Annotated in this window: 20 protein-coding genes and 1 tRNA gene; 8 read left to right on the top strand and 13 right to left on the bottom strand. The window is 64.7% G+C overall.

The window, feature by feature from the left end:
- Positions 1 to 12 precede the first annotated feature (12 nt).
- Entirely contained in the window at positions 13 to 1,671 is a 1,659-nt protein-coding gene (locus tag RUH75_RS16000) for an ATP-binding protein (protein WP_313807786.1), read from the top strand.
- An 8-nt stretch (positions 1,672 to 1,679) separates the two neighbouring features.
- Here the strand turns inward: RUH75_RS16000 and RUH75_RS15995 are convergent, their stop codons facing one another.
- From RUH75_RS15995 to RUH75_RS15970, 6 genes are all read right to left on the bottom strand, one after another.
- Positions 1,680 to 3,131, bottom strand: a complete 1,452-nt coding sequence (locus RUH75_RS15995; protein WP_313807784.1) for an MATE family efflux transporter — start codon at positions 3,129 to 3,131, stop codon at positions 1,680 to 1,682.
- 31 nt (positions 3,132 to 3,162) lie between these two features.
- Complete coding sequence (locus RUH75_RS15990) at positions 3,163 to 6,003, bottom strand: valine--tRNA ligase (RefSeq protein ID WP_313807782.1); 2,841 nt, start codon at positions 6,001 to 6,003, stop codon at positions 3,163 to 3,165.
- A gap of 189 nt (positions 6,004 to 6,192) precedes the next feature.
- Positions 6,193 to 8,226 carry a S9 family peptidase gene (locus RUH75_RS15985; RefSeq protein ID WP_313807780.1) on the bottom strand — a complete coding sequence of 678 codons (2,034 nt, stop codon included), beginning with the start codon at positions 8,224 to 8,226 and terminating at the stop codon, positions 6,193 to 6,195.
- A 206-nt stretch (positions 8,227 to 8,432) separates the two neighbouring features.
- A complete protein-coding gene (locus tag RUH75_RS15980) occupies positions 8,433 to 8,924 on the bottom strand; it encodes a DUF2497 domain-containing protein (RefSeq protein ID WP_313807778.1) in 492 nt (163 codons plus the stop codon).
- 72 nt (positions 8,925 to 8,996) lie between these two features.
- Positions 8,997 to 10,445, bottom strand: coding sequence for a TolC family outer membrane protein (locus RUH75_RS15975; RefSeq protein ID WP_313807776.1), 1,449 nt, complete (start codon positions 10,443 to 10,445; stop codon positions 8,997 to 8,999).
- A gap of 19 nt (positions 10,446 to 10,464) precedes the next feature.
- Complete coding sequence (locus RUH75_RS15970; RefSeq protein ID WP_313807774.1) at positions 10,465 to 11,097, bottom strand: protein-L-isoaspartate O-methyltransferase; 633 nt, start codon at positions 11,095 to 11,097, stop codon at positions 10,465 to 10,467.
- Between the two features lie 188 nt (positions 11,098 to 11,285).
- Here RUH75_RS15970 and RUH75_RS15965 point away from each other — a divergent pair.
- A tRNA-Cys gene (locus RUH75_RS15965) sits at positions 11,286 to 11,359 on the top strand.
- A 13-nt stretch (positions 11,360 to 11,372) separates the two neighbouring features.
- Here RUH75_RS15965 and RUH75_RS15960 read toward each other — a convergent pair.
- Positions 11,373 to 12,164, bottom strand: coding sequence for a sulfite exporter TauE/SafE family protein (locus RUH75_RS15960; protein WP_313807772.1), 792 nt, complete (start codon positions 12,162 to 12,164; stop codon positions 11,373 to 11,375).
- Positions 12,165 to 12,345: 181 nt separating this feature from the next.
- Between RUH75_RS15960 and RUH75_RS15955 the strand changes: the two genes are divergently transcribed.
- Positions 12,346 to 13,020, top strand: coding sequence for a glutathione S-transferase family protein (locus tag RUH75_RS15955; RefSeq protein ID WP_313807770.1), 675 nt, complete (start codon positions 12,346 to 12,348; stop codon positions 13,018 to 13,020).
- A gap of 378 nt (positions 13,021 to 13,398) precedes the next feature.
- On the opposite strand, the gene ndk is transcribed toward RUH75_RS15955, so the two are convergent.
- The 3 genes from ndk to RUH75_RS15940 form a co-directional block, all read right to left on the bottom strand.
- Complete coding sequence (gene ndk, locus RUH75_RS15950) at positions 13,399 to 13,821, bottom strand: nucleoside-diphosphate kinase (RefSeq protein ID WP_313807768.1); 423 nt, start codon at positions 13,819 to 13,821, stop codon at positions 13,399 to 13,401.
- Positions 13,822 to 13,903: 82 nt separating this feature from the next.
- On the bottom strand, positions 13,904 to 14,341 hold the full coding sequence (locus RUH75_RS15945) for a DNA polymerase III subunit chi (RefSeq protein ID WP_313807822.1): 438 nt from the start codon (positions 14,339 to 14,341) through the stop codon (positions 13,904 to 13,906).
- A gap of 14 nt (positions 14,342 to 14,355) precedes the next feature.
- Positions 14,356 to 15,801: a leucyl aminopeptidase gene (locus RUH75_RS15940; protein WP_313807766.1), complete on the bottom strand. Its 1,446-nt coding sequence runs from the start codon at positions 15,799 to 15,801 to the stop codon at positions 14,356 to 14,358.
- Positions 15,802 to 15,983: 182 nt separating this feature from the next.
- Here RUH75_RS15940 and RUH75_RS15935 point away from each other — a divergent pair, with 182 nt between their 5' ends.
- The 5 genes from RUH75_RS15935 (at position 15,984) to RUH75_RS15915 (ending at position 22,403) form a co-directional block, all read left to right on the top strand.
- Entirely contained in the window at positions 15,984 to 18,260 is a 2,277-nt protein-coding gene (locus RUH75_RS15935) for an LPS-assembly protein LptD (protein WP_313807764.1), read from the top strand.
- Between the two features lie 86 nt (positions 18,261 to 18,346).
- Positions 18,347 to 19,732 carry a peptidylprolyl isomerase gene (locus tag RUH75_RS15930; protein WP_313807762.1) on the top strand — a complete coding sequence of 462 codons (1,386 nt, stop codon included), beginning with the start codon at positions 18,347 to 18,349 and terminating at the stop codon, positions 19,730 to 19,732.
- Entirely contained in the window at positions 19,710 to 20,753 is a 1,044-nt protein-coding gene (gene pdxA / locus RUH75_RS15925; RefSeq protein ID WP_313807759.1) for a 4-hydroxythreonine-4-phosphate dehydrogenase PdxA, read from the top strand. Before RUH75_RS15930 ends, pdxA begins: the two co-directional genes overlap by 23 nt.
- Positions 20,743 to 21,585 carry a 16S rRNA (adenine(1518)-N(6)/adenine(1519)-N(6))-dimethyltransferase RsmA gene (rsmA, locus tag RUH75_RS15920; RefSeq protein ID WP_313807757.1) on the top strand — a complete coding sequence of 281 codons (843 nt, stop codon included), beginning with the start codon at positions 20,743 to 20,745 and terminating at the stop codon, positions 21,583 to 21,585. The genes pdxA and rsmA overlap by 11 nt, the downstream gene beginning before the upstream one ends.
- Before the next feature lie 17 nt (positions 21,586 to 21,602).
- Positions 21,603 to 22,403 (top strand): transporter, encoded by an 801-nt coding sequence (locus RUH75_RS15915; RefSeq protein ID WP_313807755.1) that lies wholly within the window; start codon positions 21,603 to 21,605, stop codon positions 22,401 to 22,403.
- Between the two features lie 255 nt (positions 22,404 to 22,658).
- Here the strand turns inward: RUH75_RS15915 and RUH75_RS15910 are convergent, their stop codons facing one another.
- From RUH75_RS15910 to guaB, 3 genes are all read right to left on the bottom strand, one after another.
- Positions 22,659 to 23,177, bottom strand: coding sequence for a tetratricopeptide repeat protein (locus tag RUH75_RS15910; RefSeq protein WP_313807753.1), 519 nt, complete (start codon positions 23,175 to 23,177; stop codon positions 22,659 to 22,661).
- A gap of 77 nt (positions 23,178 to 23,254) precedes the next feature.
- Positions 23,255 to 24,430: an RsmB/NOP family class I SAM-dependent RNA methyltransferase gene (locus tag RUH75_RS15905; protein ID WP_313807751.1), complete on the bottom strand. Its 1,176-nt coding sequence runs from the start codon at positions 24,428 to 24,430 to the stop codon at positions 23,255 to 23,257.
- 12 nt (positions 24,431 to 24,442) lie between these two features.
- Positions 24,443 to 25,900, bottom strand: a complete 1,458-nt coding sequence (guaB, locus tag RUH75_RS15900; protein ID WP_313807750.1) for an IMP dehydrogenase — start codon at positions 25,898 to 25,900, stop codon at positions 24,443 to 24,445.
- Positions 25,901 to 26,113: the final 213 nt, after the last annotated feature.

Below are 26,113 nucleotides of genomic sequence, written 5' to 3'. Positions count from 1 at the left end.
GGGAAAAGGCTGATGACCCATATGCACGGTGCGGACCATTTTGCGGACGCGCAGCCGCATGGCTTTCACGCCTCGGTCGACGCCATGGGCATGGTGTTCCAGATTGCCGGGTCCAGTTCCCAGCTGATCATCGACACCGCGCGGCTCGCGGCACTGGCGCATGATCCCGACCCCTGCACCGCCATGGCGGGACAGGTCGGCGCCCAGGTGAAGATGCGGGTCGGCAATGTCTGGCTGATCGCCAGCGTGCGGGCCATGACGATGGACAGGCGCGACAGCAGCCATATCATCGCCGACATCGATTTTCTGGGCGAGGGCGATGAGGAAAAGCTGACGGGGCGCATCTATCGCTTCCGCCGCGGCGTCACCCGCTATCCCACGCCGGGCACCGAAGTCTATCCCGTATCCAGCCAGGACATGCAGCAGATCTATTCTGCCGACGACCGCCCGCATGTGGAGATCGGCACGGTCTATCCCACCGCCGACACCCGCGCCGCGCTCTATGTCGATTCGATGCTGGGCAAGCATTTCGCGCTGCTGGGATCGACCGGCACGGGCAAGTCGACCAGCGCCGCGCTGATCCTTCACCGCATCTGCGACCTGTCACCGCAGGGCCATATCGTGATGATCGATCCCCATGGCGAATATGGCGCGGCTTTCCGGCAAAATGGCGCGGTTTATGACGTCAATAACCTCGCCCTTCCCTATTGGCTGATGAATTTCGAGGAGCATTGCGAGGTGTTCGTCACTTCCGAGGGCTCCGAACGGACGGTCGATTGCGACATCCTTGCCAAATGCCTGCTCGCGGCGCGGTCGAAAAATCGCCTGGCGGAGAGCATCGGGCGGCTGACGGTCGATTCGCCGGTTCCCTATCTGCTCTCCGACCTCACCAACATCCTCCAGAACGAGATGGGGAAGCTGGACAAGGGCACCGGATCGCTGCCCTATATGCGGCTCAAGACCAAGATCGACGAGATCAAGAGCGATCCGCGCTACAGCTTCATGTTCTCCGGCATGCTGGTCGCGGATACGATGCAGGAATTTCTCGCCAAGATCTTCCGCCTGCCTTCGGGCGGCAAGCCGATCTCGATCATCGACGTGTCCTCCATGCCGTCCGATATCACCTCGGTCGTCGTGTCGGTGCTCTCCCGACTTGTGTTCGACTATGCCCTGTGGGCGCGCGACGAACCGCAGCGGCCAATCCTGCTGGTCTGCGAGGAGGCGCATCGCTACATCCCCAGCAGCACGACCGGGGGCGGTCAGGCCGTGCGCCGCATCCTGGAACGCATCGCCAAGGAAGGCCGCAAATATGGCGTGTCGCTGGGCCTCATCACCCAACGCCCGTCGGACCTTGCCGAAGGCGTGCTGTCGCAATGCGGTACGATCATCTCGATGCGCCTCAACAACGACCGCGACCAGGCCTTCGTGAAGGCCGCCATGCCCGAAGGCGCGCGCGGCTTCCTCGATTCCATCCCGGCGCTGCGCAATCGGGAGGCGATCATCTGCGGCGAGGGCGTCGCCGTGCCGATCCGCGTCGCGCTCGACAATCTGGCGGAGGAACGGCGTCCGGCCTCGGGCGATCCGAGCTTCACCGACCTTTGGCGCCAGACGGGCGGAGAAGCCGAAATTCTCGACCGCACCATCACCCGCTGGCGCAGTCAGGGGCGGTAGGGCATCGTTCAGCCCGCCGGCGCGATCCGGCCCGCGGGTTCGCTTTCCGCATTGATGCTCTCGCGGCATTCTTCCTCATGGACAGGGGCGAGCAGCTTCGCCTTGCGCCAGCCACCCCGCAGATAGACGGCGGCCGCCAGCAGGAAGGATGCGGCCGACCCCGCCGGGAAGCTCAGCCACAAGGCATCCGCGCCCAGATGCGGATAGCCCAGATGGTAAAAGCCGATGCGCACGACAAACAGGGTGAAGATCAAAATCAGCAGCGGCTTCACGACCACGCCGTTGGCGCGCATCACCCCGAACAGGATCATGGTGCAGCCGAACAGCATGAAGCTCCAGCTCGCCAGCAGCTGCATGTGCCATGCGGCCTGAATCGCTGCCTCGTTGCGATCAAGGAACAGCGACAGCAGGGGCGTATGGAAGAGCAGGATCACTGCAACCATCGTCCCGGTGATCAGCAGCAGATAACCCATGCCATAGCCGGTGATCCGGCTGATCCGGTCCCAGCGCCCCGCGCCGATATTCTGCGCCGCCATGGCGCTGACCGCCCCGCCCATCGCCATGGCCGGCATCTGGAGATAGGTCCAGATCTGCTGCGCCGCGCCATAAGCCGCGGTCACGAGGAAACCCTCCCGATTGACCAATCCGATCATCACCAGGCCAGAGGCCGACATGACGATCATCTGCAATCCCATGGGCAGGCCCTTGCCGAACAATATGCGCATCTGATCCGGGATGGGACGCAGATAGCCCAGTTCCCGCCCGCGCAGCCGCAGCGGCAGGTCCTTCGCATAGGCGTAGAGAATAAGCCCGATCAGACTGATGAAGCCCGCTGCCGCCGTCGCAGCCGCCGACCCGCCGATGCCCATCGCCGGTATCGGGCCCAGACCCAGGATCAGCACCGGATTGAGGACGAGATCGACACCCACGCTGACGAACATGAAGATCAGCGGCGTGCGGGCATCGCCTGTCCCGCGCAGGCCCATCATCATCATGACGCTCAGCAGGGAAGCCGGCATGGCGATGAAGATCACCCGCAAATAGGTCAGCGCAAGGTCGAACGCCTCCGCCGGGGTCGCCAGCAGCCGCAACAGCGCGGGCGCGCCGATCCAGCCCGCCGTCGCGACAACCAGACCCAGCAGGGTGCAGAAGCCGACGGCCGAACCAAAGGCCCGACGCGCTGCGTCCATATCCCCCCGTCCGACCGCCTGCGCGATCATGACGGTGGAGGCCATGCCGAAACCGAAGACGATGGAGAACATCAGGAACATGGTGATGTTCGCATTGGCAGTGGCCGCCAGCGCCTGCGCGCCCAGAAAACGTCCGACCCAGATCGCGTTGATCGATCCGTTCAGGGACTGGAGGATGTTGGACGCCAGCGTCGGGATGGCGAACAGCAGCAGGGCCGATGCGATCGGCCCCTGCGTCAAATCCTTCGTGCCGCGTCCACCAGCCTCCATCGCCCTCTCCCCGGGATTCGAGATCAGGCGCTCAACCGAGCCGATCCAGAGCCGCCTTCAACCTTTCCGCTTCCGCCGCCTTTTCGCCATGGTCCTCGCGCGCCTTGGCGACGGCTTCGGGCTTGGCCTTTTCGACGAAGCTGGGATTGGAAAGACGCCCGGAGAGGGAGTCCCGTTCCTTCTCCGCCGCCGACAACGCCTTGGCGAGACGAGCCTTTTCAGCCGCGATGTCGATCACGCCTTCCAGCGGGAGGATGAAGGTCGCCTCGTCAACGACGATCTGCGCCGCGCCGCCTTCCACGCTGTCGCCGAAGGACAGACTTTCCACCCGGCCCAGCCGCGCCAGCGCCGCGCCCTGACGGTCGATGCGGCGCCGGCTTTCCTCCGACGCGTCGCGCACGACCAGCTTCAGCTTCGCACCGGGCGGCACGTTGAGTTCGGTGCGCGCCGTGCGCATCGCGCCGATCAGGCGGATCAGCCAGTCGATCTCGGCCTGCGCCTGCGCGTCGACGGCATAAAGCGCCTGCGGCCAGCGGGCGACGATCAGTTCCGTCTCGCGCGTGCCGGTCAGGTTCCACAGCTCTTCGGTGATGAAGGGCATGAAGGGATGGAGCATGACGAGGATCTGGTCGAACGCCCAGCCAGCGACAGTGCGGGTTTCCTCGTCCATCGAACCCTTGGTCAGTTCGATATACCAGTCGCAGAACTGGTCCCAGACGAAGTGATAGATGGCGTTCGCCGCCGCGTCGAAGCGCAGTTCGGCCATGGCGGTGTCGATCGCCTGCACCGTCGCGACCGTCTCGGCGATAATCCAGCGGTTGACCGGGGCTTCCGCGTGCGGCGCCTCATGCGCGGTCGAGGCGGTCACGCCGTTGGATTGCAGAAAGCGCGCCGCGTTCCACAGCTTGGTCGCGAAGTTGCGATAGCCCTCGACGCGCTTCTCATCCATCTTCACGTCGCGGCCCTGGCTTTCCATGGCGGACATGAAGAAGCGCAGCGCGTCGGCGCCGAACTTGTCGATCAGGCCCAGCGGATCGACGACATTGCCCTTGGACTTGGACATTTTCTGCCCGTCCGCCGCTCGCACCAGCCCGTGGAGGTAGAGCTTGCGCCATGGCACGTCGTCCATGAACTCCATCCCCTGCATCGCCATGCGCGCATCCCAGAAGAACAGGATGTCGAAGCCGGAGATGAGGAGGTCGTTGGGATAGTGGCGGGACAGCTTCTCGCTCTGCTCCGGCCAGCCCAGCGTGCCGAAAGGCCAGAGCGCGGAGGAGAACCAGGTGTCGAGAACGTCAGAGTCACGCCAAATAGCAACTTTATCTGCGGTATAACCCGACGCCATTTCCCAGCGAACCACATCTTCGAAGCTATCAAAAACCTCGATTTCTTTGTTTGCTTCGGCGTAATGCGCCTTCGCCAACTCGATTGCCGAAGCTTGGTCGATTGCAACGAACTCCACAGCACCTCGTTGCTCATACTCAAATTGATAATTTGAGCGGCCTTTGCTGATTTGTGGCCCATACCAAACGGGAATCCGATGCCCCCACCAGAGCTGGCGCGACACGCACCAGGGCTGGATATTCTCCATCCAGTTGAAGAAGGTCTTTTCCCACGTCCTGGGCACGATCTCGATCCGCCCGTCGCGCACCGCCTGCATGGGGGCGACGCTCAGCTTCTCGGCGTCGACATACCATTGGTCGGTCAGCCACGGCTCGATCACCACGCCCGAACGGTCACCGAACGGCGTCTGGATCGTGCGCGGTTCGGCGTCGGAGAGGACTTCCTCGCCATCCTTGTTCTTCGAGACATGCGGCACCAGCATCCCCAGCGCCTTCATCTCCGCCACGACCAGTTCGCGGGCACCATCCACGCCATCGCGCCTGAAGCGGTGGAGGCCCAGGAAACGTTCCGGGATCAGGCCGTCGGCGGTCTGGATCACATTGGCGTCGGCGTCGAGCATGTTGAGCATTTCGGCCGGCCGGAAACCCGTTCGCTTGCCTACTTCGAAGTCGTTGAAATCATGCCCCGGCGTGATCTTGACCGCGCCCGACCCCAGTTCGGGATCGGCATAGTCATCGCCCACAATCTTGAACCGCCGCCCGGTGATAGGCTGGAGGATATCCTTGCCGATGACATCCCTGTAGCGCGCGTCTTCGGGATGCACGGCGACCGCCATGTCCGCCAGCATCGTCTCCGGCCGCGTGGTTGCGACGACGATATGATCCGCGCCATTGGCGAGCTTCACGCCGTCCGCCAGCGGGTAGCGGAAATGCCAGAAACCGCCCTTCACTTCCTGCGTCTCGACCTCTAGGTCCGAAATCGCCGAACGGAAGCGCGGGTCCCAGTTCACCAGCCGCTTGTCGCGATACAGCAGCCCGCGTCGGTGCAGTTCCACGAACGTCTTGATGACGGCCTTGGAAAAGCCCTCATCCATGGTGAAGCGCTCATTGGCCCAGTCCATCGAACAGCCAAGGCGCCGCAACTGGCGCGTGATCGCGCCGCCGCTCTCGGCCTTCCATTCCCAGACCTTCTCGATGAATTGCTCGCGGGTATAGTTGGTGCGCTTATCCTGCCGCGCCTCCATCTGCCGCTCGACCACCATCTGGGTCGCGATGCCCGCATGGTCGGTGCCCACCACCCACAGCGCATCCTTGCCGCGCAGCCGCTCATAGCGGATCACGATATCCTGCAACGTGTTGTCCAGCGCATGGCCGATATGCAGGCTGCCCGTCACGTTCGGCGGCGGGTTAACGATGGTGAAGGGTTCCGCATCGGGCCGTTCCGGACGGAACAGGCCCTTTTCCTCCCAATGGGCGTACCAGCGGGACTCGATATCGGCAGGGTCGAAGGTCTTGGGCAATTCGGTCATGGGCTGGCCTTTACGCAAGCCGGCGGCGGCGTCAACTTCCCGCCGCCTGAGAGACGAAAAAGGCCGCTCCGATACAGAAATGCCGTACTCCTGCGCAGGCAGGAGTCCAGTCCAGACCTCGCCCTGACTGACCACCATCGGAACTGGGCTCCTGCCTTCGCAGGGGCACGTTCGATGTCGATGCGAACCTTATTTCTTCGTCCACCGGTCCAGCCAGCCCAGCGCCTCATCATACCATTGCAGCGAGTTGCGCGGCTTCAACACCCAGTGATTCTCGTCCGGGAACACCAGCAGTTTCGAGGGCACATTGCGCCGCTGCAACGCGGTGAAGGCCGCCAGCCCCTGGGTATAGGGAATACGGAAATCCTTCTCGCCGGTCACGACCAGCATCGGCGTCTTCCACAGGGTCACATGATTGACGGGATTCCATTTCTCGAACTCTTCCGCCCTTTCATAATAGGGCCCGCCATGCTCCCACTCGTCGAACCATAGCTCTTCCGTCTCATAAGCCATGGCGCGCGCGTCGAACACGCCGTCATGCTGGACGATGCACCGGAACCCGTCGGGCCAATTGCCCTCGATCCAGTTCATCATATAGCCGCCATAGCTTGCCCCCAGCGCGCAGGCATTGCCTGCATCGACCTGCGCGTCCCTTGCCGCAGCCGCCGCCAGACCCAGCTTCAGATCCTCCAACGGCTTGCCGCCCCAATCCCGGTTGATGCTGTCGACAAACGCCTGCCCATAGCCGGTGCTCCCGTGGAAATCGACGATCACCGCCGCATAGCCGCGACCTGCGAAAGCCTTGGGATTCCAGCGAAAGGACCAGCTGTCATTGAAGCTGCCCTGCGGCCCGCCATGGACCAGCAAGGCCACCGGCAGCTTGCCCGTTGCCCCCTTGGGCTTGACGATCTGCCCCCAGACGGTGTCGCCATTGGCGCCCCTGAAGCTGTAGCGCTGGACCGACACGTCATCGACGCCGGCAAGCTTCCCGGCATTGACGCTGGTGAGGCGCACGGGCTTGCCCTTGCCGCCCGGCATCTTCCAGAAATCAGCCGGCGCCTGAATGCTGTCGAGCGCATAGACGAACCCGCCCTTGGGCAGCGGCACCACGCTGCCCGCATGGCCCGCCTGCGTCAGCCGCGTCACCTTTCCCGAAGCCGCATCCACCCGGAACACCGGATGGTCCAGCACATCGTCGGCCGTAACCAGAAGGCTCTTCCCGTCCGCTTCCCAGACGATCGAAGCCACGGAGCGGTCCCACCCTTCGGTCAGCGCCTTCGTCTCTCCGCTCACGATATTGCGCAGCATCAGCACCAGCCGGTCGCTCTCATAGCCCGGCCGCTTCATCGCCGCATAGGCCAGCCATGCCCCATCGGGCGACACGGCGGGCATGGTGTCCGTCGCGTCATTGGCGTCGGTCAGATTGACCGGCGCCGCGCTGCCATCCGCAGGAACAGCGAAAATATTGAGATTGGTCGAAAGCGACTCAATCCGCCCGGCCTCCCGCAATGCGAAGAACACAGTCTGGCCGTCAGCGCTCCAGGCGATTTCCTCGGCCCCGCCAAAGGGCTTGGACGGACTGTCGCCGATCAGCGCACCCATGACCGACACCGCCTTGCCCCCGTTGAGCGGCATGACGAAAATCTGCGACCGCTGGCCGTCTGCCCATGTGTCCCAATGCCGCGCGAACAGCTGCTCATAAACGCGCCCCGTCCCGGCACCGGGCAGCGTCGCGGGCTTCGTATCGTCCAGCGCCTTCGCGCCCACGGGCCGATCCGCCCATAGCGCCACCCGATCACCCGCCGGGCTGAGCAAAAAGCCTGAAATCCCGCCCGGCGCCGACGTCACCTGCTCGGCCTTGCCGCCAGCGAGGGACGTGCGCCACAGCTGATCATCGGAGAGAAAATAGAGCGACTTCCCATCGGCGGAGAAAACCGGCGCGCTTTCATTCTTGTCCGCTACCGAGGCGATCATGCGCGGCGTCGCGCCCGCCTTGCTCAAATCGAGCAGATACAGGTCGGTCCGTCCCTTGTTCCCGGCCAGATCGGTCGTGCGCAGCTGATAGGACAGCCATTGCCCATCCGGTGATACAGCAGGCGCCGATACGCGATCAAGGCCGACCATATCGCTTGGCGTGAACGGCCGGGCAGCAGCGGGCGCAGCGGACAGCATCATCTGGGCCACGGCCAGAGCGCCAAGTCCCCCGTGCAGAAGATATTTCATGGATGAACACCCTTGAATCAGATCGCGCCGCGCGCTTGCGGATGGCGTCGACAGCCATAAACGAAGGTGTAGGCAACGCTTGAGCGGCTCGCAAGGATCAACCACGCAAGCGTAATTAAAGAACAAACATGGCCGAAATCCGATTCAGATCAGCCTGATCCGTTCGCAGGACAAGCAATCGTCCGCCTTGCCTGCGCGAATCGCCTTCAGCGACTGGTGATCCTGGCGATCTCCTTCGCCACCATATCCTCGACCATTGCCGGCAGCCGGGCGTCGAGCCATTCCTTCAGCATCGGCTTCAGCATCGACCGGACCAGCCCGTCCAACGTATTGTCCTCGCCGTCCCTGGGCGTGACCAGCATGGAGGACAAGGCTGACAGCGAATGCCGGGCCGCAACCTCGCTCTCGACCGACAGGATGGACGCGTCCTCCTGCTCTACCACGGACCGGGACGCACGGGACGTTCGATGGGCAGGCATGGGCTCCTCCGCGGCAATCTCGTCGGTCAGTTCCAGCACTTCATCGATGGCAGGCTCAGGCGCCGCCTCCGTAACGGGCGCAGGCGCAGGCTGCGCCTTTGCCTCACCGCGCGCGCGGCGCGGCAGGGTCTGCACGACCTCCTCACCCTCTTCCGCGATGATCCGCTTGATGGACGAGAGGATGTCCTCCATCGAGGGTTCCTTGCTCATGTCGCCCATGATTAACCCCTGTTCCATGCCATTAACGCTATATAGCAGAACCAAGGAACACTTTCCGAGGTTAAATTTGCGTTAAGGCTGCGCCAAACCGGGGTCCACATTGGCATTTTGCGCCGGCGAGTCAACGGTTCGCGTCGATTGCACCCTCGGCGCGGGGTCGAAATCCCAATCGAACCATTTGCCCTTCACCCGGTCATAATTAACCATCGGGTCGTAAAGCGCGCCCGCGTTCAGGTTCAGGTCGTCCGCTTCGGCATGACCCATGGCCGCAAGCAGGCTGAAACCCGCCACATAAGCGTTGCGCCGCGCCGTCACCAGCTGGACCTTGGCGTTCACCGCTTCCTGTTCGGCGTTCAATATATCCAGGATGGTCCGGCTGCCGACCGAATTTTCCGCGCGCACGCCTTCCAGCGACAGGTTCGCCGCCTCGACCGCCTTCTGGTTCGACTGGATGCTCTCCAGCGAGGCCTGCCAGCTGGCAAAAGCCGAACGCGTCTGGGCGATTACCCCGCGCTCGACCTCGATTTCCTGCTCCATCGCCTGCGATTCGAGCGCCTGCCGCTGCCGCACCTGCGCTCCCGGACGGCCGCCCTGATAAAAGGGCACGGTCAGCGTCGCGCCCACCGCCACCTGCTTGTTGGCGGCGATGTCCTTGTCCAGATAATCGGTGTAACTGCCCTGGCTGAATGCCGACAGCGTGGGCAAAACGCCCGCCTTCGCCACCCTGACATCATATCGGGTCGCCTCGCGGATCTTCCTTGCGGCCAGAATGTCGGGATTGTCGGCCAACGCCACCTGCACCGCCGCCTCGGGCGTCGCGGGCAGCCCCGGTAGCGCGGGGGGCGGTTGCAGCGCGTCGGGCACCTCCCCCACCAGTGCGATATAATTTTCCCGGCTGGCGATCAGATTGGCTTCGGCCGTCTGGAGATTGGATCGAGCCAGCGCCAGCCGCGACTCGGACTGCGCAACGTCGGTGCGGGTCACATCGCCCACCTCGAACCGGTCGCCCGTCGCTTGCAGGTTGACCTCCAGCGCCTTCACATTGGCCTGGTTCAATGCCACCACCGCGCTGTCGCGGATCACGTCCAGATAGGCGGCGACCACCTGCGAAAACACGCTCGCTTCCGTGCCGCGCAAGTCCGCCTGACCCGCCGCGACACGGGTTTTCGCTGCCTTCACACTGTTGCGGACGGCGCCGCCCTGATAAATGGGGACATCGATGCTGCCGGTCGCATTGGCCGACCGGTGCGGTGCCAGAAACTGGTTCGATGGCCGCACCACCAGTTCCTGAAACTGTGCATTGGCGCCGATATTGGGCCGCCCCGCCGCCTTCTGGATCGGCACGCCTTCATCCGTCGCCCTTTGCCCGGCACGCGCGCCGGTCAGCGTCGGATTGGAGCGGTAAGCCTTGGCCAGCGCCCCCTGCAACGTCTCCGCCTGGGCCACGCCTGCCATGGCAGCGGACATCGACAGCAAAAGGAAAAGGGCGCAACGCCCCGAAAGCTGATTTTTTGCCGTCATGTCCCCCCCAATCGGTTCGTCAGAACACAAATCGCTCCGGCGCGGCAAAGCCCGGAAGCACAACCATTTCCAGATCGGCGAGGCTGGCAAGGCCCAGCACGCCCGACACCACCCGACCGCTGCACAAACGCGTGACGCCGCGCTCCACGATACCCGTCACCACCCGCGCGCCATCGGCCAGCTGCTGAACGAGCGCGGCGGGCACTTCCTCCACGGCGCCGTCAATGAACAGCACGTCATAAGGCCCACCGGCAGCCGCTCCGGCCTTCAGCGAACCGCGAACCACGGTCACGCCGGGGACGGCGATCTCCGCCCCGTCTTCTTCCTCGACCGCCGTCACCTGCGCGCCCAGCGCCGTCAGCAACGCCGCGCTGTAACCGGTGGCAGCGCCGATCAGCAGCACCTTGTCACCCTGGACAAGCTGCGCTTCCTTGAGCAGGCGGCCCGTCACCAGCGGCGGGTTGAGCGCACGGCCCCCGGCCAGGGGGATAGGCCGGTCAACATAGGTCATAGCGCGCCGCTCGGCCGGCACGAAATCTTCACGCGCGACATGCGCCATCGCCGCGATCACGCGCTGATCATCCACATCGCTGGTGCGAAGCTGGCTTTCGACCATAGCGGTCCGCATCGATGAATAATTCTGCTCGGTCACGACAATTCCTCGATTGGCATGGCTGTATTAATATAGCAATACAGCAAATACATAATCGGACCTCTAAATCAGCGGACAGGCCACGCCAAGCGGCTTTGCACGCATCATCGCCAGAATCTTGCGCGACATTATCATAGCGCCGCTTGACTTTGCACCAAAAGCCGCACATCTGCGGCCACCCACGCCGAGGCCCGATGGCGGAGTGGTGACGCAGCGGACTGCAAATCCGTGCACGCCGGTTCGATTCCGGCTCGGGCCTCCAGCTTTTGCGCCGATCAGGCGATCAGGCGCCACCCCACCACCACCAGCACGGCCGCCAGCAGGGGCTGCAACACGCGATCCGACGTGCGCGTGGCCAGCAGCGATCCGATCACGATGCCCGGCAGCGATCCCATCAGCAGGTTGGCCAGCAACAGCGTATTGACGTTTCCGATCCACAAATGACCCAGCCCTGCCACCAGCGTGAGCGGCACGGCATGGACGATATCGGTCGCCACCAGCCGCTGCATCCGCATGCGCAGCGGATAAAGCGCCAGCAGCAGCGTCGCGCCGATCGCACCCGCCCCCACGGACGTCAGCGTCACCATCGCGCCCAGCAAGGCCCCCGCGGCAACGGTCAGCGCCGGTTGCCAGCGCGTGAAGCGGTCGGCCGTCCCGACCCGGCGTTCCAGCGCCCATTTATGGAAACGCCCGCGCAGCAGGGTGGCGACCGCCGTGGCCATCAGCACCGCGCCCAGCCCGGCGGTGATCAGGCCGGTCTTGATCTGGCCGACATGCATTTGCGACAGGATCGCCAGCACCACCAGCGATGCAGGGATGCTGCCGACCATCAGGCGCTTCACCACCTCATAATCCGGCCCGCCATCGGTGCCGCCATGATGGTGATGCACCGCGCCGCCGACCGCCTTGGTGATGGAGGCGAACCACAGGTCCGTGCCGACCGCCGTGGTGGGCGCGACGCCGAACAGCAGAATCAGGATCGGCGCCATCAGCGACCCCCCGCCCACTCCGGTCATGCCGACCATCAGGCCGACAAACAGGCCCGCGATCGCGTGCAACCAATCCATATTCCGCCCCAAGCCCTCTATGAGTAATTTGGTAGACATCTCTAGGGGCCAAACTGCCCGCCAGCCAGCCCCCTTTTGGATTGGAAATTTATCGCCACCAAAACAATTGCTGTTCGACAGAAGGAGCCATGGTCGCGATCCTCTCGACTTCCCTTCCCTCCCCCGTCTAAAGACCTGAGGCATGATGAAGCTGTTTATTGGCAACAAGGCCTATTCGAGCTGGTCGCTGCGCGGCTGGCTGGCGTGCAAGCTTTCCGGCCTGCCGTTCGAGGAAGTGGTGGTCCCGCTTTATGACGAGGCCTGGGAAAAGCGGCGGGAGGGCGACGAATTCGCGCCCTCTTCGGGCAAGGTGCCGATTCTCTGGGACGGCGATGAAACCGTCGTCTGGGACAGCCTGGCGATCATCGAATATCTGAATGAAAAGTCGGGCGGCGACACATTCTGGCCCGCCGACGCCGCGGCCCGCGCCATGGCCCGGTCGATGGCGGCGGAAATGCATTCGAGCTTCGCCGCGCTGCGCCGCGAGCACAGCATGAACATCCGCCAGATCTACGAATCGGTGCCGCCTTCGGAACCGGTGGCGCAGGATATCGCGCGGATCATGCAGCTCTGGGCGCAGGCCCGCGCGCGTTATGGTGGGACAGGGGACTTCCTGTTCGGGGAGTTCGGCGCGGTCGACGTGATGTTCGCGCCGGTGGTGACGCGCTTCATCACCTATCAGTTGCCCGTCGCCCGCTTTGCCGAAGCCTATATGCGCGCCGTCATCAACCATGTCTGGATGCAGGAATGGATCGGCGGGGCCCAGGCGGAGGAATGGGTGATCGACCGCTTCGAGGCACCACCGCAGACATTGTGAACAGGGTGACAAAGGTGACACGATAAAAAGGCGGCGAAGCGGCCTTTTCCAGTTTTTCCTATTGGCCGCAGGGCCGTTCAAAGAGCCGTCGGCCGCTTAGCGGAATGTGGGGGCTGTAGGACAGGGAAAAGCGGATGATGTTGGTCTTTGGGTGGAAGGCGGACGGTCGGCCTAGCTGAGCATTCCTTGAAGCGCACCGTGTTCCTGCGCAGGCAGGAACCCAGTCCCGCCCTCACTTCGTCACAGCAAAATCCGAACTGGGCTCCTGCCTTCGCAGGAGCACGGCGCGCTCAATGTCCACAAATGGCCAAAAGCACCCAAAAAAAGGGCCGGCAGGCTTTTCGCCCCCGGCCCTTTTTCCAAAACTGTCGCTCAGGATCAGCCGACGATTTCGTCCGCCTTGAAGAAATAGGCGATCTCGATCGCGGCATTTTCCTCGCTGTCCGAACCGTGGACCGAATTGGCCTCGATCGATTCGGCATAGTCCTTGCGGATGGTGCCCTCATCGGCATTGGCCGGGTTGGTGGCGCCCATGATGTCGCGGTTGCGCTTCACGGCGTCTTCGCCTTCCAGAACCTGCACGACCACCGGGCCGGAGATCATGAAAGCGACCAGATCGGCGAAGAAGGGGCGTTCCTTGTGCACGGCGTAGAAGCCTTCGGCCTGTTCGCGGCTCATGAGGATGCGCTTGGAGGCGACGACCCGCAGGCCCGCTTCTTCCAGCTTCTGCGTCACGGCGCCCGTCAGGTTGCGACGGGTCGCGTCGGGCTTGATGATCGAAAAGGTGCGGGTAAGGGCCATGAGGCTCAAAAGCTCCAGATTGTTTGGGATAAGATGGCGCGCCCTTTAGACCGGGCCGATGGCGTCTGCAAGGGGGGCTGATTTACGGCCCCTGAACCCATTTGCGCGCGTCCTGCCGCCAGAAACGCGGGGTCACATCCTCTCGTTTCGACAGATCGCGCCAGCTTGCCCGCGCGCCCTCTATGGTTTGCGCATCGAAGAAATAGAAAGCGCGCTCGAAATCGAGCGCCTCCTCGCGCCAGATGCCGTCCGCCAATGCGATATGCCGTGCCCCATTAACGGCGACGCAATCCGCCGCCAGCAGCACCGGCTGCACCGACTCGGCGCCCTCGCCCGCCTTGCCGTGCGCCAGGAAGCTCTCCGGCGGTCCGGCCCAAAGCCCGGCGGATATCCGCTCCAGCCGATCCGGTTCCTGCGCTACCACCAGCAGCCGCGCGCCCATGTCGAGGATGCGGCCCGCGATCGCGGGCAGCACCTGTTCCACCGGATCGCGGCTCAGCTGGTAGAAATCGACCTGGATCGGGCTAGCTGGCATCAGCTTTCGAACTTGTCCGCCACATAGCGGTCGAGCAGCCGCACGCCATAGCCGGTCGCACCCTTGTCCCAGGTCGCGCCGGGCTTGTCGGCCCAGACCATGCCGGCAATGTCGAGATGCGCCCATTTCACGCCATCATCGACGAAACGCTTGATGAACTGCGCCGCCGTGATCGACCCGCCGTAGCGCGCGCCCATATTCTTCATGTCGGCGATCGGGCTGTCGATCAGCTTGTTATAGGCGTCGCCCAGCGGGAAGCGCCACAGCGGGTCGCCCGCCGCCTTGCCCGCCGCGATCAGGTCGTCGGCCAGTTCATCGTCATTGGCGAAGATGCCCGCATATTCATGGCCGAGCGAGACGATCATCGCCCCGGTCAGCGTGGCGAGGTCGATGACGACCTCCGGCGCATAGGTCTTCTGCGCCCAGGTGATGACGTCACACAGCACCAGACGGCCTTCGGCATCGGTGTTGATGACCTCGATCGTCTGGCCCGACATGGATGTGACGATGTCGCCCGGCCGCTGCGCATTGCCGTCGGGCATGTTTTCGACCAGCCCGCAAATGCCGACGACGCGGACCTTCGCCCTGCGTCCGGCCAGCGCCTTGATCGCGCCCGCGACCGCGCCCGCGCCGCCCATGTCCCACTTCATGTCCTCCATGCCCGCGCCGGGCTTCAGGGAAATGCCGCCGGTGTCGAAGGTCACCCCCTTGCCGACGAAGACCAGCGGCTTTTCGGTCGTGCCGCCCGTGCCGTCCCATTCCATCGCCAGCAGGCGCGGCTCCCGTACCGATCCCTGCGCCACGCCCAGCAGCGACCCCATGCCCAGATCGGTCATCGCCGCCTTGTCGAGCACGGTGATCTTCACGCCCAGTTCTTCCAGATGCTGGCAGCGTTCGACGAAGCTTTCAGGATAGAGGATGTTCGCCGGCTCCGACACCAGCTCGCGGGTGAAGGCCACGCCCGCCGCCACGGCAGCCTGGCGTTCCCACGCCGCCCCGCCATCGCTCGACACCAGCGTGATCTGCTTCAGCGTCGGCTTCGCCTTCTCCGGCTGGCGCGTGCGATAGCTGTCGATCCGCCATCCACGCAGCAAGGCGCCGAAGGCCAGTTGCGCCGCCTGTCCGCCACTTGCCCCGCCGAAGAACTCGACCGCCGCATGGGTGGCGCCGCTGGTCGCCAGCCGCGCCGTCAGCGCGCCGCCCGCGCGCTCATAATCGGCGTCGCTGCCCGCGCCGGTGCCGACCAGCACCACGCGCAGCACCTTGCCGCCCTCTTCCACGAAGCTTTCGAAGCTCGACCCCGCCTCTCCGGCGAAGCGCGCCGCGGCTGCCCCCGCCGCCAGCACCGGCGCGGCGGCCAGCGGCAGCGCGTCGAAGCCGCCCTTGGGCACGGCGAAGACCAAAGTATCGGCATCGGGACGGATCGGGCTGAACGCGATTTCCATCAAGGGTCCTTTATTTTCTGCGAGGCGTTATATCTTCAACGCCCAGATAGTGCGGCTTACCCTGTCTGGCAAAGCCGTTCGACCGATTTTCGGGCAAAACTCTTGGCCCAGACGATTGCAGCGCAGACAAAGCAATGCGATAGGCGGGAAACGAAGCGCCCCGTCAAAGAGGCCCCATCCCCTTGCAGAATAGCCCTTTCCCCTTGCGTCTTAAACAAGCCCTTGCCGCCGGCGCCGCTCTTCCATGCCTGGCGCTGATGCCGTCCATGATCGCCCAGGCCGCCGCGCAGGACCTTGCCACGCCGCAGACCACGATCAGCGCGCCCGACGCTCCGGTGCCGGAAAGTGACGAGCAGATCGGCTTTGCCGCCGATGCGCTGGAATATGACAGCGACAGCGAAATCGTGACCGCCAGCGGCAATGTGCAACTGCTGCGGGAAGGCAACCGGCTGCGCGCCGACAAGGTGGTGTGGAACCGCAATAGCGGCAAGGTGGAGGCGACCGGAAACGTCTCCGTGACCGACCCGGAAGGCAATATCGCCTATGGCGACCGCTTTGACGTCACCGATTCCCTTCAGGACGGCATGGTCCAGAACATGCTGCTGGTGCTGCAATCGGGCGGGCGGCTGGCCGCCGCCAATGGCGAGCGCAAGGGCGGCGTCTATACGCTGCACAAGGCCGCCTATACCGGCTGCGTGGTCGAGGATCACAATGGCTGCCCCAAGGAGCCGACCTGGCAGATCAAGGCGGTGAAGGTCGTCTATGATCCGGTGAAGGCCCGCGTCAAATATACCAATGCCAGTATCGAGCTGTTCGGCCTGCCGCTGATTCCGATGCCCGGCTTTTCCCATCCGGTGGGCGACAATGGCGGCAGCGGCCTGCTGGTGCCGAACCTGCGCTATGACCGCACCAACGGGTTCGAGGTCGCGCTGCCCTATTATATGAAGATCGCGCCCAATCGCGACATCACCGTCACGCCGCACATCTATACCGACGCGCTGCCGATGCTGGAGACGAACTACCGGCATTTGTGGGATCGGGGCGCCTATCAGATCACCGGCTATGCCACCTATGGCAGCCGCCTCGCGACCAGCAGTTCATCCTCCACCCCCCCGGCGGGATCGGAAAAGGATTTCCGCGGCTATCTGGACGCCAGCGGGGGGCTGCAACTGACGCCGGAATGGAGCATCAACGGTTCGATTCGCGCCACGACCGATCGCACCTTCCTGCGCCGCTACGACATCAGCCGCGACGACCGGCTGCGCTCGACCCTGAACGCCCAGCGAATCGGCGAGAACAGCTATTTCTCGATCGCCGGCTGGGCCGTGCAGACGCTGCGCACCGGCGATTCGCAGGGGCAGATGCCGATCGCGCTGCCAGTGATCGATTATCGCCTGCGGATGAAGGACCCGGTGCTGGGCGGCGTGGTGCAGTTGCAGGCCAACAGCCTGGCGATCACCCGCACCCATGGGCAGGATACGCAGCGCGCCTTCGCCGCCTTCGAATGGAATCTGCGCAAGCTGACCCCGATGGGCCAGGAAGTGACCTTCACCACCTATCTGCGCGGCGACGTCTATCACAGCAGCGACAATCTGCTGACCAGCGTGGCCAGCTATGCGGGCGATCCGGGATGGAAGGCGCGTGGCATCGCGGCCGCCGCCATCGACGTGCGCTGGCCCTTCATGGGCGAGGCATTTGGCGGGGTGCAGCGGATCGCCCCGCGCGTCCAGATCGTGGCGGCGCCCAGGATCGCCAATCTCTCCGTCCCCAACGAGGACGCCCGCGCGATCGATCTGGAGGACAGCAACCTCTTCGCGCTCAACCGCTTCTCGGGCTATGACCGGTTCGAGGATTCGACGCGCGTCACCTATGGTCTGGAATATAGCCTGTCGCTGCCCGATTTCTCGCTGGAGAGCGTGGTCGGGCAAAGCTATCGTCTGAACAGCCGCGAAAGCATCCTGCCGGACGGCACCGGCCTGTCTGACCGCCTGTCCGATATCGTCGGCCGCACGACGGTGCGTTACAAGGATTTCATCAGCTTCACCCACCGCTTCCGCGTCGACAAGGATAATCTGTCCATCCGCCGCAATGAGATCGACGCGACCATCGGCAGCCGCAAGACCTATGCGACGGTGGGCTATCTGCGCCTCAACCGCAATGCGAACCTCTCTCTGGAGGATTTGCAGGATCGCGAGGAATTGCGCCTGGGCGGCCGTGTCCAGTTCGCGCGCTTCTGGTCGGTCTTCGGCTCGACCGTCATCGACCTGACCGATGCGAAGGAAGATCCCCTGTCGGTCGCGGACGGCTATGAGCCGGTGCGCCATCGGCTGGGTGTCGCCTATGAGGATGACTGCCTGACGCTCGGCCTCACCTGGCGGCGCGACTATCAGGTGCTGGGTGACGCACGAAAGGGCAACAGCTTCCAGCTTCGGCTGGCTTTTCGCAATATTGGCATATAAGGATCAGCCTTCCCGCTTCCTGCTCAGGACCGGTTAAGGCGGATCGGTGCATCTCGTGCCGAACCGATTGGAGAGTTTTGTCGACGATGCAGCCTGTCGTTCCCCCGTTTTCCCGCATTGGCGGCACGGCCTTCAGGGGCCTGCGTACCCTGCTTCTGTCGTCGGCCCTGCTGGCCACCGGCATCACCGGAAGTGTCGCCCAGACGGTCAATGACGATGACAATGTCGCGACCCAGCAGCTCAACCTGCCCAAGGACGTGACCATCTTCGGCAAGAGCGACCCCAATGTCCGCAAGGCGACCGCCATCGTCAACGGCCGCATCATCACCGGCACGGACGTCGACCAGCGCCTGGCCCTCATCATCACCGCCAATGGCGGCAAGGTGTCGGACGAGGAGAAGGAGCGGCTGCGCGTGCAGGTGCTGCGCAACCTGATCGACGAGACGCTCCAGATTCAGGAAGCCGCCGCCAACGATATCAAGGTCGACAAGGCCGAGATCGACCAGAGCTATGAGCGGGTCGCGGCCAATTTCCGCCAGTCCCCGTCGCAGTTCGACCAATATCTGCGCACCCAGGGCAGCTCGTCCGCCAGCATCAAGCGCCAGATCGAGGGCGAACTGGCCTGGAGCCGCCTGCTCCGCCGCAACATCCAGCCCTTCGTCAACGTGTCGGAGGATGAGGTGAAGTCGGTGGTCGACCGCATGAACGCGGCCAAGGGCAGCGACGAGTTCCGCATCGGTGAGATCTACCTGTCGGCGACGCCGGAAAACCAGCAGCAGATCACCGCCAACGCCCGCAACATCATAGAACAGATCAAGCAGGGCGGCAGCTTCGCGGCCTATGCGCGGCAATTCTCCGAAGCCTCCACGGCGGCGGTCGGCGGCGATCTGGGCTGGGTCCGCCCCGCCCAGTTGCCCGAAGAACTGGCGCAGGCGGCGAACGAGATGCAGGTCGGCCAGATCGCCGGTCCCATCAGCGTACCCGGCGGCGTGTCGATCATCTATGTGATGGACAAGCGCAAGGTGCTGACCGCCGATCCGCGCGACGCGCTTTTGAGCCTGAAACAGCTTTCCGTCAGCTTCCCCGCCGGCACGACCAAGGAACAGGCGAGCGCGAAGGCCGCTGCCTTCGCCGCGCAGGTCAAGGCGGTCAAGGGCTGCGGCCAGGCCAATGAACTGGGCGGCAGGATCGGCGCCGACGTGGTCGACAATGACAATGTGAAGCTGCGCGACCTGCCGCCGCAGTTGCAGGACATCCTCCTGAACCTCCAGGTGGGTGAGGCGACGCCGCCCTTCGGATCGATCAACGACGGCGTGCGCGTGCTGGTCGTCTGCGGCCGCGACGAAGCCAGCGCCGCCGCTGCGCCCAATGCCGAACAGATCATGGCGCAAATGGAGGAAGAACGGGTCAACAAGCGCGCGCGCATCTATCTGCGCGATCTTCGCCGCGATGCCGTCATCGACTATAACTGACCCCTCGGCCCCGATGGCGGCTCGGCCGCTGGCGCCCTTCGCCGTCTCTCTCGGCGATCCGGCGGGCATTGGGCCGGAAATCGTCGCCAAAAGCTGGGTCATGCGGGAGGCGCGCGGCCTGCTGCCCTTCTTCGCGGTGGGCGATGCCGCGTCGCTGCGCAAAGTGTGGACCGGCCCGGTCGAGACGGTCAGCACGCCGGAGGAAGCCGCTGCGATGTTCGACAGCGCGCTCCCCTGCCTGCAAGTGGCCGAGGCTGGCGACATCACCCCCGGCGCGCCCAGCATCGACGGCGCGCGCACGGCGTTCCAGGCGCTGGAAGTCGCGGTCGGCCTTGCCCGCAGCGGCTCTGCGGCGGGAATCGTCACGGCGCCGGTGGGCAAGGAACAGCTTTACGGCGTCGGCTTCACCCATCCGGGGCAGACCGAATTCATCGCCGAACGTTGCGGCGTCGCGCCGCATAACGCCGTGATGATGCTGGCGGGACCGTCGCTGAAGGTCGTGCCGATCACCATCCATATCCCGCTGGCGGATGTGCCATCGGTGCTGACGATCGACCTGATCCGCGCCCGCGCCATCACCACCGCCAAGGGGCTCCAGCGCAATTTCGGCATCGGCCGGCCGCGTCTGGCCGTCGCCGGCCTCAACCCCCATGCGGGTGAAGGCGGCGCCCTGGGCCGCGAGGAAATCGACATCATCCGCCCGGCCGTGGAATCGCTTCAGGCGGAAGGCTACGACATTATCGGTCCGCTGGCCGCCGACGGCATGTTCCATGCCCGCGCCCGCGAAACCTATGACGCGGCCCTGTGCATGTACCACGATCAGGCGCTGATCCCGATCAAGACGCTCAATTTCGACGAGGGCGTCAACATCACCCTGGGCCTGCCGATCGTGCGCACGTCCCCCGATCATGGCACCGCCTTCGGCATTGCCGGCAAGGACTGCGCCAATCCCGGCGCGATGATGGCCGCGATCAGGATGGCCGCCGAAGCCTCCCGCGCCCGGCTGACCCATGGCTGCTGAAACCCGTCCCAAGCTTCCCCCACTCCGAGACGTCATCGCCGCCCACGGATTGCAGGCGAGCAAGGCGCTTGGCCAGAATTTCCTGCTGGACGAGCAATTGCTGGACCGCATCGCCGCCATCCCCGGCGCGTTGAAGGATCAGCCTGCTTTCGAAGTCGGCCCCGGCCCCGGCGGCCTGACCCGCGCGATCCTGCGCGCCGGCGCGAAGCTGGTCGCTGTCGAGCGCGACCGTCGCTGCCTGCCTGCCCTCGCCGAACTGGACGAAGCCTTTCCCGGCCAGCTCCGCGTCATTTCCGGCGACGCGATGCAGGTCGATGCCCGCGCCGAGGCGGGCGAAGGCGCGCATGTCATCGCCAACCTGCCCTATAATGTCGGCACCGCGCTACTGATCGGCTGGCTCTCGTCAGACTGGTCCCCGCTCCCCTGGTGGTCCACCCTGACGCTGATGTTCCAGATGGAGGTCGCCGAACGGATCGCGGCCAAACCGGGCGGCGACCATTATGGCCGCCTGGCCGTGCTGTCCCAATGGCGCAGCGACGCCCGCATCGCGATGAAGGTCCACCGCAGCGCGTTCACGCCGCCGCCCAAGGTCATGTCGGCGGTCGTCCACATCACCCCCAGGCCCGCCCCCGAAGGCGTGCAGTTGAAGCATCTTGAACGCCTGACCGCCGCCGCCTTTGGCCAACGCCGCAAGATGCTGCGCCAGAGCCTGAAGGGCCTGCCCGGCGCGCTGGACGCGCTGGAAACGGTCGGCATCGATCCGCAGCGCCGCGCCGAAACGGTGAGCGTCGAGGAATTTGTCGAAGTGGCGCGGATCATGGGCCAATCCTGACCGAAGATAAGGACCGCATGACCGCAAGAATCGCTCTGCTCCTCCTCAGCCTCGCCCTCTTCCCCGCGACCGCCCATGCGCAGTTGCGCGATCTTTGTCCCGAACGCCCCGGCCTCGACACCCCGCCCTGCATAGTGGACAAGGGGCATTTCCAGATCGAAATGGGCCTGGTCGACGTCACCCGGGACCAGACGGCGGAGCGGCGATCGACCACCATCACGCTGGGCGACGCCGAATTGCGCTACGGCCTGGACAACCGCACGGAAATCCGCGCCAGTTGGGCGAGCTACAGCTGGCGGCGTGATCTCGACCGCCTTGGCGGCGGACGCAACCATATTTCCGGCATCGGCGACCTCAGCCTTGGCCTCAAGCACGCCCTGCTCAACCCGGCTGGCGACGCGCTATCGCTGGCAATCGCGCCGGCGATCACCCTGCCGACGGGCAGCCACGCCGTCAGCGACGGCAGCTGGAGCGCCTCCTTCCAACTGCCGTTCAGCTATGCCCTGAGCGAGAGCCTCAGCCTGATCGCCACGCCGGAAATCGACGCCGCCGCCGATGGAAACGGCCACGGCCGCCATCTTGCCTATGGCAGCGCGGGCGGATTGTCCGCCGATCTTGGTGAAAAGTGGAACGCCTCGCTGGAAATGCAGATCATTCGCGACCGCGACCCCGATGATCCCTCAACGCAGGCCCTCAGTTCCGTTTCGCTCGCCTTCAAACCTGCCGGAACCGTCATGCTGGACGCCGGCGCCAATCTCGGCCTCAACCGCGCCACCCCCGACGCGGAAGTCTATATCGGCATTTCGCGCCGCTTTTAGAATTTATCGGGATTCCGGTTCGGGGTGGTGAGCGGACAGTTGGCTTGCCTGAGCATTCCTTAATAGGCGCCGTGTTCCTGCGAAGGCAGGAACCCAGTTCCGCCCTCGCCTCATCATTGCAACGCCTGAACTGGGCTCCTGCCTTCGCAGGAGCACGCTACGCTTATTGACCGAATGCCCATTTACACCCCCAACCATGCTCCCACGCAGGCAGCGGGACTTCACCTCACCAAAAACATGCCCTGCCCCAGATCGTCAGGGCGTCTCCATCGCCGCTGCCTTGGGCGTGGGCACCGCATCCTTCGCGCTCAACACCGTCGCCGTCGGGCCTTTCTCGATCGCCGTCGCCAGTTGGCCCACCGCCGCGCAGTTCGCCTTGCACAGGCCCTGAGCCTGGGCGAGATTTTCCCTGGCCTTGGCGATCGCGCCCTTTTCAACCATCGCCTCGCCCTGCCCCACCAGCGCGGCCACGTCATTGGGCTCCAGCAGCAGCGCTTCGCGATAGAGGCGGATCGCCTTGCCCTGCAAGCCCTGTGCCCGCGCGACCTGCGCCAGCTCGATATAGGCGGTGCGGTTGCGCGGATCGACCGCCAGCGCGCTTTCCAGCGCATCGGTCGCGCCCTGATAATTGCCGGCCTTGCGCGCCACCTCGCCCGCTTTCTGCCATTCGATCGACAGCGGCGAAATCTGCGAATCCGGCCGCTGCGTCAGCCCCACGCTGGAAACGGTGGTCAGCAACACAGCCAATGCGATCGAGGCAGGGGTAAAACGCATGCACAACTCCAGCCATGTTTCAGGCGTTGATTTGGGACAAGTGTCGCGATTTTGCGCAGGCTTGTCCATCGACTCTTTCATGTCCTTCGCCGCAACCGCGCGAAATAGAAGCCATCGGTGCCGTCATGGCCCGGCGTCAGCAGCAGCCCGTCACCATGCACGCGCGCCATTGCCGCTTCCATCCTTTCGACCGCCCAGCCGTCATGCCGATCCAGAAATCCCCGCACCTGATCCCGCCCCTCCCGGTCCGTCAGCGCGCAGATAGCATAGACCAATGCGCCGCCCGGTGCCAGCAAGGGCGCAGCGAAATCCAGGATGCGCGCCTGTTCCGCGGCCAGCCGGTCCAGCCGCGCCGGCGTGAGCCGCCAGCGCGCCTCCGGATTGCGCCGCCAGGTGCCCGTGCCCGAACAGGGCGCGTCGACCAGCACGACATCGGCGCGGCCCGTCAGGCTTTCCAGCGCCCCCGCCTCATGCCCCTGATCCAGCAGCAGCGTCTCGATGAAGGTCGCCCCGGCCCGCTCCGCGCGCGGATCGAGCCGCGCCAGCCGCGAGCGAATGGTATCGGCGGCGATCAATGTCCCCTTGCCCGCCATCGCCGCCGCCAGAGCCAGCGTCTTGCCCCCCGCCCCGGCGCACAGGTCGATGACGGTCATGCCCGGCTGCACGTCGCAGGCGGCGGAGATCATCTGGCTCCCGGCATCCTGCACCTCGACCTGACCCCATTTCCAGGGGTCGCTCTGCTCGACAGGCGCGCCTTCGGGCAGGCGCAGCGCGTCGGGCAGGCCGGACAGTCTGATCGCGTCAGGGTAAAGCGGCGCCACCTTGTCGGGATCAGCCTTGAGCCGATTGACGCGCAGGTCGACCGGCGCTCGGCCGAGCAAGGCTTCCTGCTCCACCGGCGCCGCCAGCAACGGCTTGATCCAGTCGGGGACGACCCCGGCCGGCGCGCCCGCTTCGTCATCGGAAATCGGCGCTGGACCATGCACCGATCCGTCGAACAGCGCGGCCAGATCCGCCCGATCCCGCGCCAGCCCGACCATGGCCGCGCGTCCGCTCGCGGGCCGCTCCGCCACCCGGCGCACGGCGTCGTAGACATGGTCGCGCACCGCCCGCCGGTCGCGCGATCCGGCATAGCGCCGCTCCTTGAAATAGCGCGCGATCAACGTGTCCGCCGCCGGTCCGCCATCGCGCATCGAGGCGATGATGGCGTCCAGCAGTTCGATGGCGGCCTGCACCCGCGCGGCTGGCGTCACGACAGGGCGCCTTTAGCGCGTGGGATAGTTGGGCGCCTCGCGCGTGATCGTCACGTCATGCACATGGCTTTCCGACAGCCCGGCATTGGTGATCTGGACAAAGCGGGCGCGCTCCTGAAGATCCTTGATCGTGCGGCTGCCGGTATAGCCCATCGCCGCCTTCACGCCGCCCACCAGCTGGTGGATGACATCCTTGGCCGGGCCCTTGAACGGCACCTGGCCCTCGATTCCTTCGGGCACCAGCTTCATCTGGTCCTTGATATCGGCCTGGAAATAGCGGTCCGCAGACCCCCGCGCCATGGCGCCGACGCTGCCCATGCCGCGATAGCTCTTATAGGCGCGACCCTGATAGAGGAAGGTTTCGCCCGGTGCTTCCGCTGTGCCCGCCAGCAGCGATCCGACCATGACGCAGCCCGCACCCGCCGCCAGCGCCTTCGCCACGTCGCCCGAGGTGCGCAGGCCGCCGTCCGCGATCACCGGGACGCCCTGCTTGGCGGCTTCATTGGCCGAATCCATGACGGCGGTCAGCTGCGGCACGCCCACGCCCGCGACGACGCGGGTGGTGCAGATCGAGCCCGGCCCGATGCCGACCTTCACGCAGTCGGCGCCCGCGTCGATCAGCGCCTTGGTCGCCTCCGCCGTGGCGACGTTGCCGGCCACGACCTGAACATGGTTGGACAGCTTCTTCACCGCTTCCACCGCGACAGCCACCTGCTTGCTGTGGCCATGCGCCGTGTCGATGACGATCAGATCGCATTCCGCGTCGATCAGCGCCTTGCTGCGCTCCAGCCCCTTGTCGCCCACGGTCGAAGCGGCAGCGACGCGCAGGCGGCCCGATCCGTCCTTGGTCGCCTGCGGATAGGTGACTGCTTTTTCGATATCCTTGACGGTGATGAGGCCGACGCAATGATAGCTGTCGTCCACCACCAGCAGCTTTTCGATCCGGCGCTGGTGGAGGAGGCGCATCGCTTCATCCTGTCCCACGCCGGTCTTTACCGTGGCGAGATTGTCGTGGGTCATGAGTTCGCTGACCGGCTGGGCCGGATTTTCCGCGAAACGCACGTCCCGATTGGTCACGATGCCGACGAGCTTGCCCGAAGCCTCAACCACCGGAATGCCGCTGATCCTGTGGCGTCCCATCAGCATCTGCGCATCGGCCAGCGTTGCATTGGGGGTGATGGTGATGGGATTGACCACCATGCCGCTTTCGAAGCGCTTGACTGCGCGGACCGCGTCCGCCTGCTCCTCGACCGACAGGTTGCGGTGCAGGACGCCGATCCCGCCCAGCTGCGCCATGACGATCGCCATGTCCGCCTCCGTCACCGTGTCCATGGCGGACGAGAGGATCGGGATGTTGAGCTTGATCTGCTTCGTCACATGGGTGCTGGTGTCTGCCTGGCTGGGCAGCACATCGGATTCGGCGGGCTGCAACAGCACGTCGTCAAAGGTGAGGCCAAGGCGGATATCCATGTGAAAGCCACTTTCTGCTGTGCGATCGGCCGGGGGAAAGCGCAATCGCTGGGGGATTCGTGGCGGCCCATGTAACCATTAACCAGCGAAACGGCCAGACCCTTGGGGCATTTTATTGCGCGGGAGAGAAGGACGCCTCAAAGTCGGGAAAGGGTGGATTCTTGCCATTACAGCTTCGTCACCCCGGACTTGATCCGGGATCCCGCTTTTCTT

The sequence above is a fragment of the Sphingobium sp. genome (assembly GCF_032153725.1).
Classification (GTDB): domain Bacteria; phylum Pseudomonadota; class Alphaproteobacteria; order Sphingomonadales; family Sphingomonadaceae; genus Sphingobium.
Note: the sequence above shows the minus strand (reverse complement) of the source record. Positions and strands in the feature narration are given on the sequence as shown.

What these genes read in the sequence shown, in the direction of transcription:
- ndk (WP_313807768.1), bottom strand. Translation starts at nt 13,821, where the DNA reads ATGGCCCTTACCCGCACCTTTTCGATCATCAAGCCCGACGCGACCCGT.
- RUH75_RS15940 (WP_313807766.1), bottom strand. Translation starts at nt 15,801, where the DNA reads ATGGAAATCGCGTTCAGCCCGATCCGTCCCGATGCCGATACTTTGGTC.
- pdxA (WP_313807759.1), top strand. Translation starts at nt 19,710, where the DNA reads ATGCCGTCATCGACTATAACTGACCCCTCGGCCCCGATGGCGGCTCGG.
- RUH75_RS15985 (WP_313807780.1), bottom strand. Translation starts at nt 8,226, where the DNA reads ATGAAATATCTTCTGCACGGGGGACTTGGCGCTCTGGCCGTGGCCCAG.
- RUH75_RS15915 (WP_313807755.1), top strand. Translation starts at nt 21,603, where the DNA reads ATGACCGCAAGAATCGCTCTGCTCCTCCTCAGCCTCGCCCTCTTCCCC.
- RUH75_RS16000 (WP_313807786.1), top strand. Translation starts at nt 13, where the DNA reads ATGACCCATATGCACGGTGCGGACCATTTTGCGGACGCGCAGCCGCAT.
- RUH75_RS15960 (WP_313807772.1), bottom strand. Translation starts at nt 12,164, where the DNA reads ATGGATTGGTTGCACGCGATCGCGGGCCTGTTTGTCGGCCTGATGGTC.
- rsmA (WP_313807757.1), top strand. Translation starts at nt 20,743, where the DNA reads ATGGCTGCTGAAACCCGTCCCAAGCTTCCCCCACTCCGAGACGTCATC.
- RUH75_RS15955 (WP_313807770.1), top strand. Translation starts at nt 12,346, where the DNA reads ATGATGAAGCTGTTTATTGGCAACAAGGCCTATTCGAGCTGGTCGCTG.
- RUH75_RS15990 (WP_313807782.1), bottom strand. Translation starts at nt 6,003, where the DNA reads ATGACCGAATTGCCCAAGACCTTCGACCCTGCCGATATCGAGTCCCGC.
- guaB (WP_313807750.1), bottom strand. Translation starts at nt 25,900, where the DNA reads ATGGATATCCGCCTTGGCCTCACCTTTGACGACGTGCTGTTGCAGCCC.
- RUH75_RS15980 (WP_313807778.1), bottom strand. Translation starts at nt 8,924, where the DNA reads ATGGGCGACATGAGCAAGGAACCCTCGATGGAGGACATCCTCTCGTCC.
- RUH75_RS15995 (WP_313807784.1), bottom strand. Translation starts at nt 3,131, where the DNA reads ATGGAGGCTGGTGGACGCGGCACGAAGGATTTGACGCAGGGGCCGATC.
- RUH75_RS15930 (WP_313807762.1), top strand. Translation starts at nt 18,347, where the DNA reads ATGCAGCCTGTCGTTCCCCCGTTTTCCCGCATTGGCGGCACGGCCTTC.
- RUH75_RS15910 (WP_313807753.1), bottom strand. Translation starts at nt 23,177, where the DNA reads ATGCGTTTTACCCCTGCCTCGATCGCATTGGCTGTGTTGCTGACCACC.
- RUH75_RS15975 (WP_313807776.1), bottom strand. Translation starts at nt 10,445, where the DNA reads ATGACGGCAAAAAATCAGCTTTCGGGGCGTTGCGCCCTTTTCCTTTTG.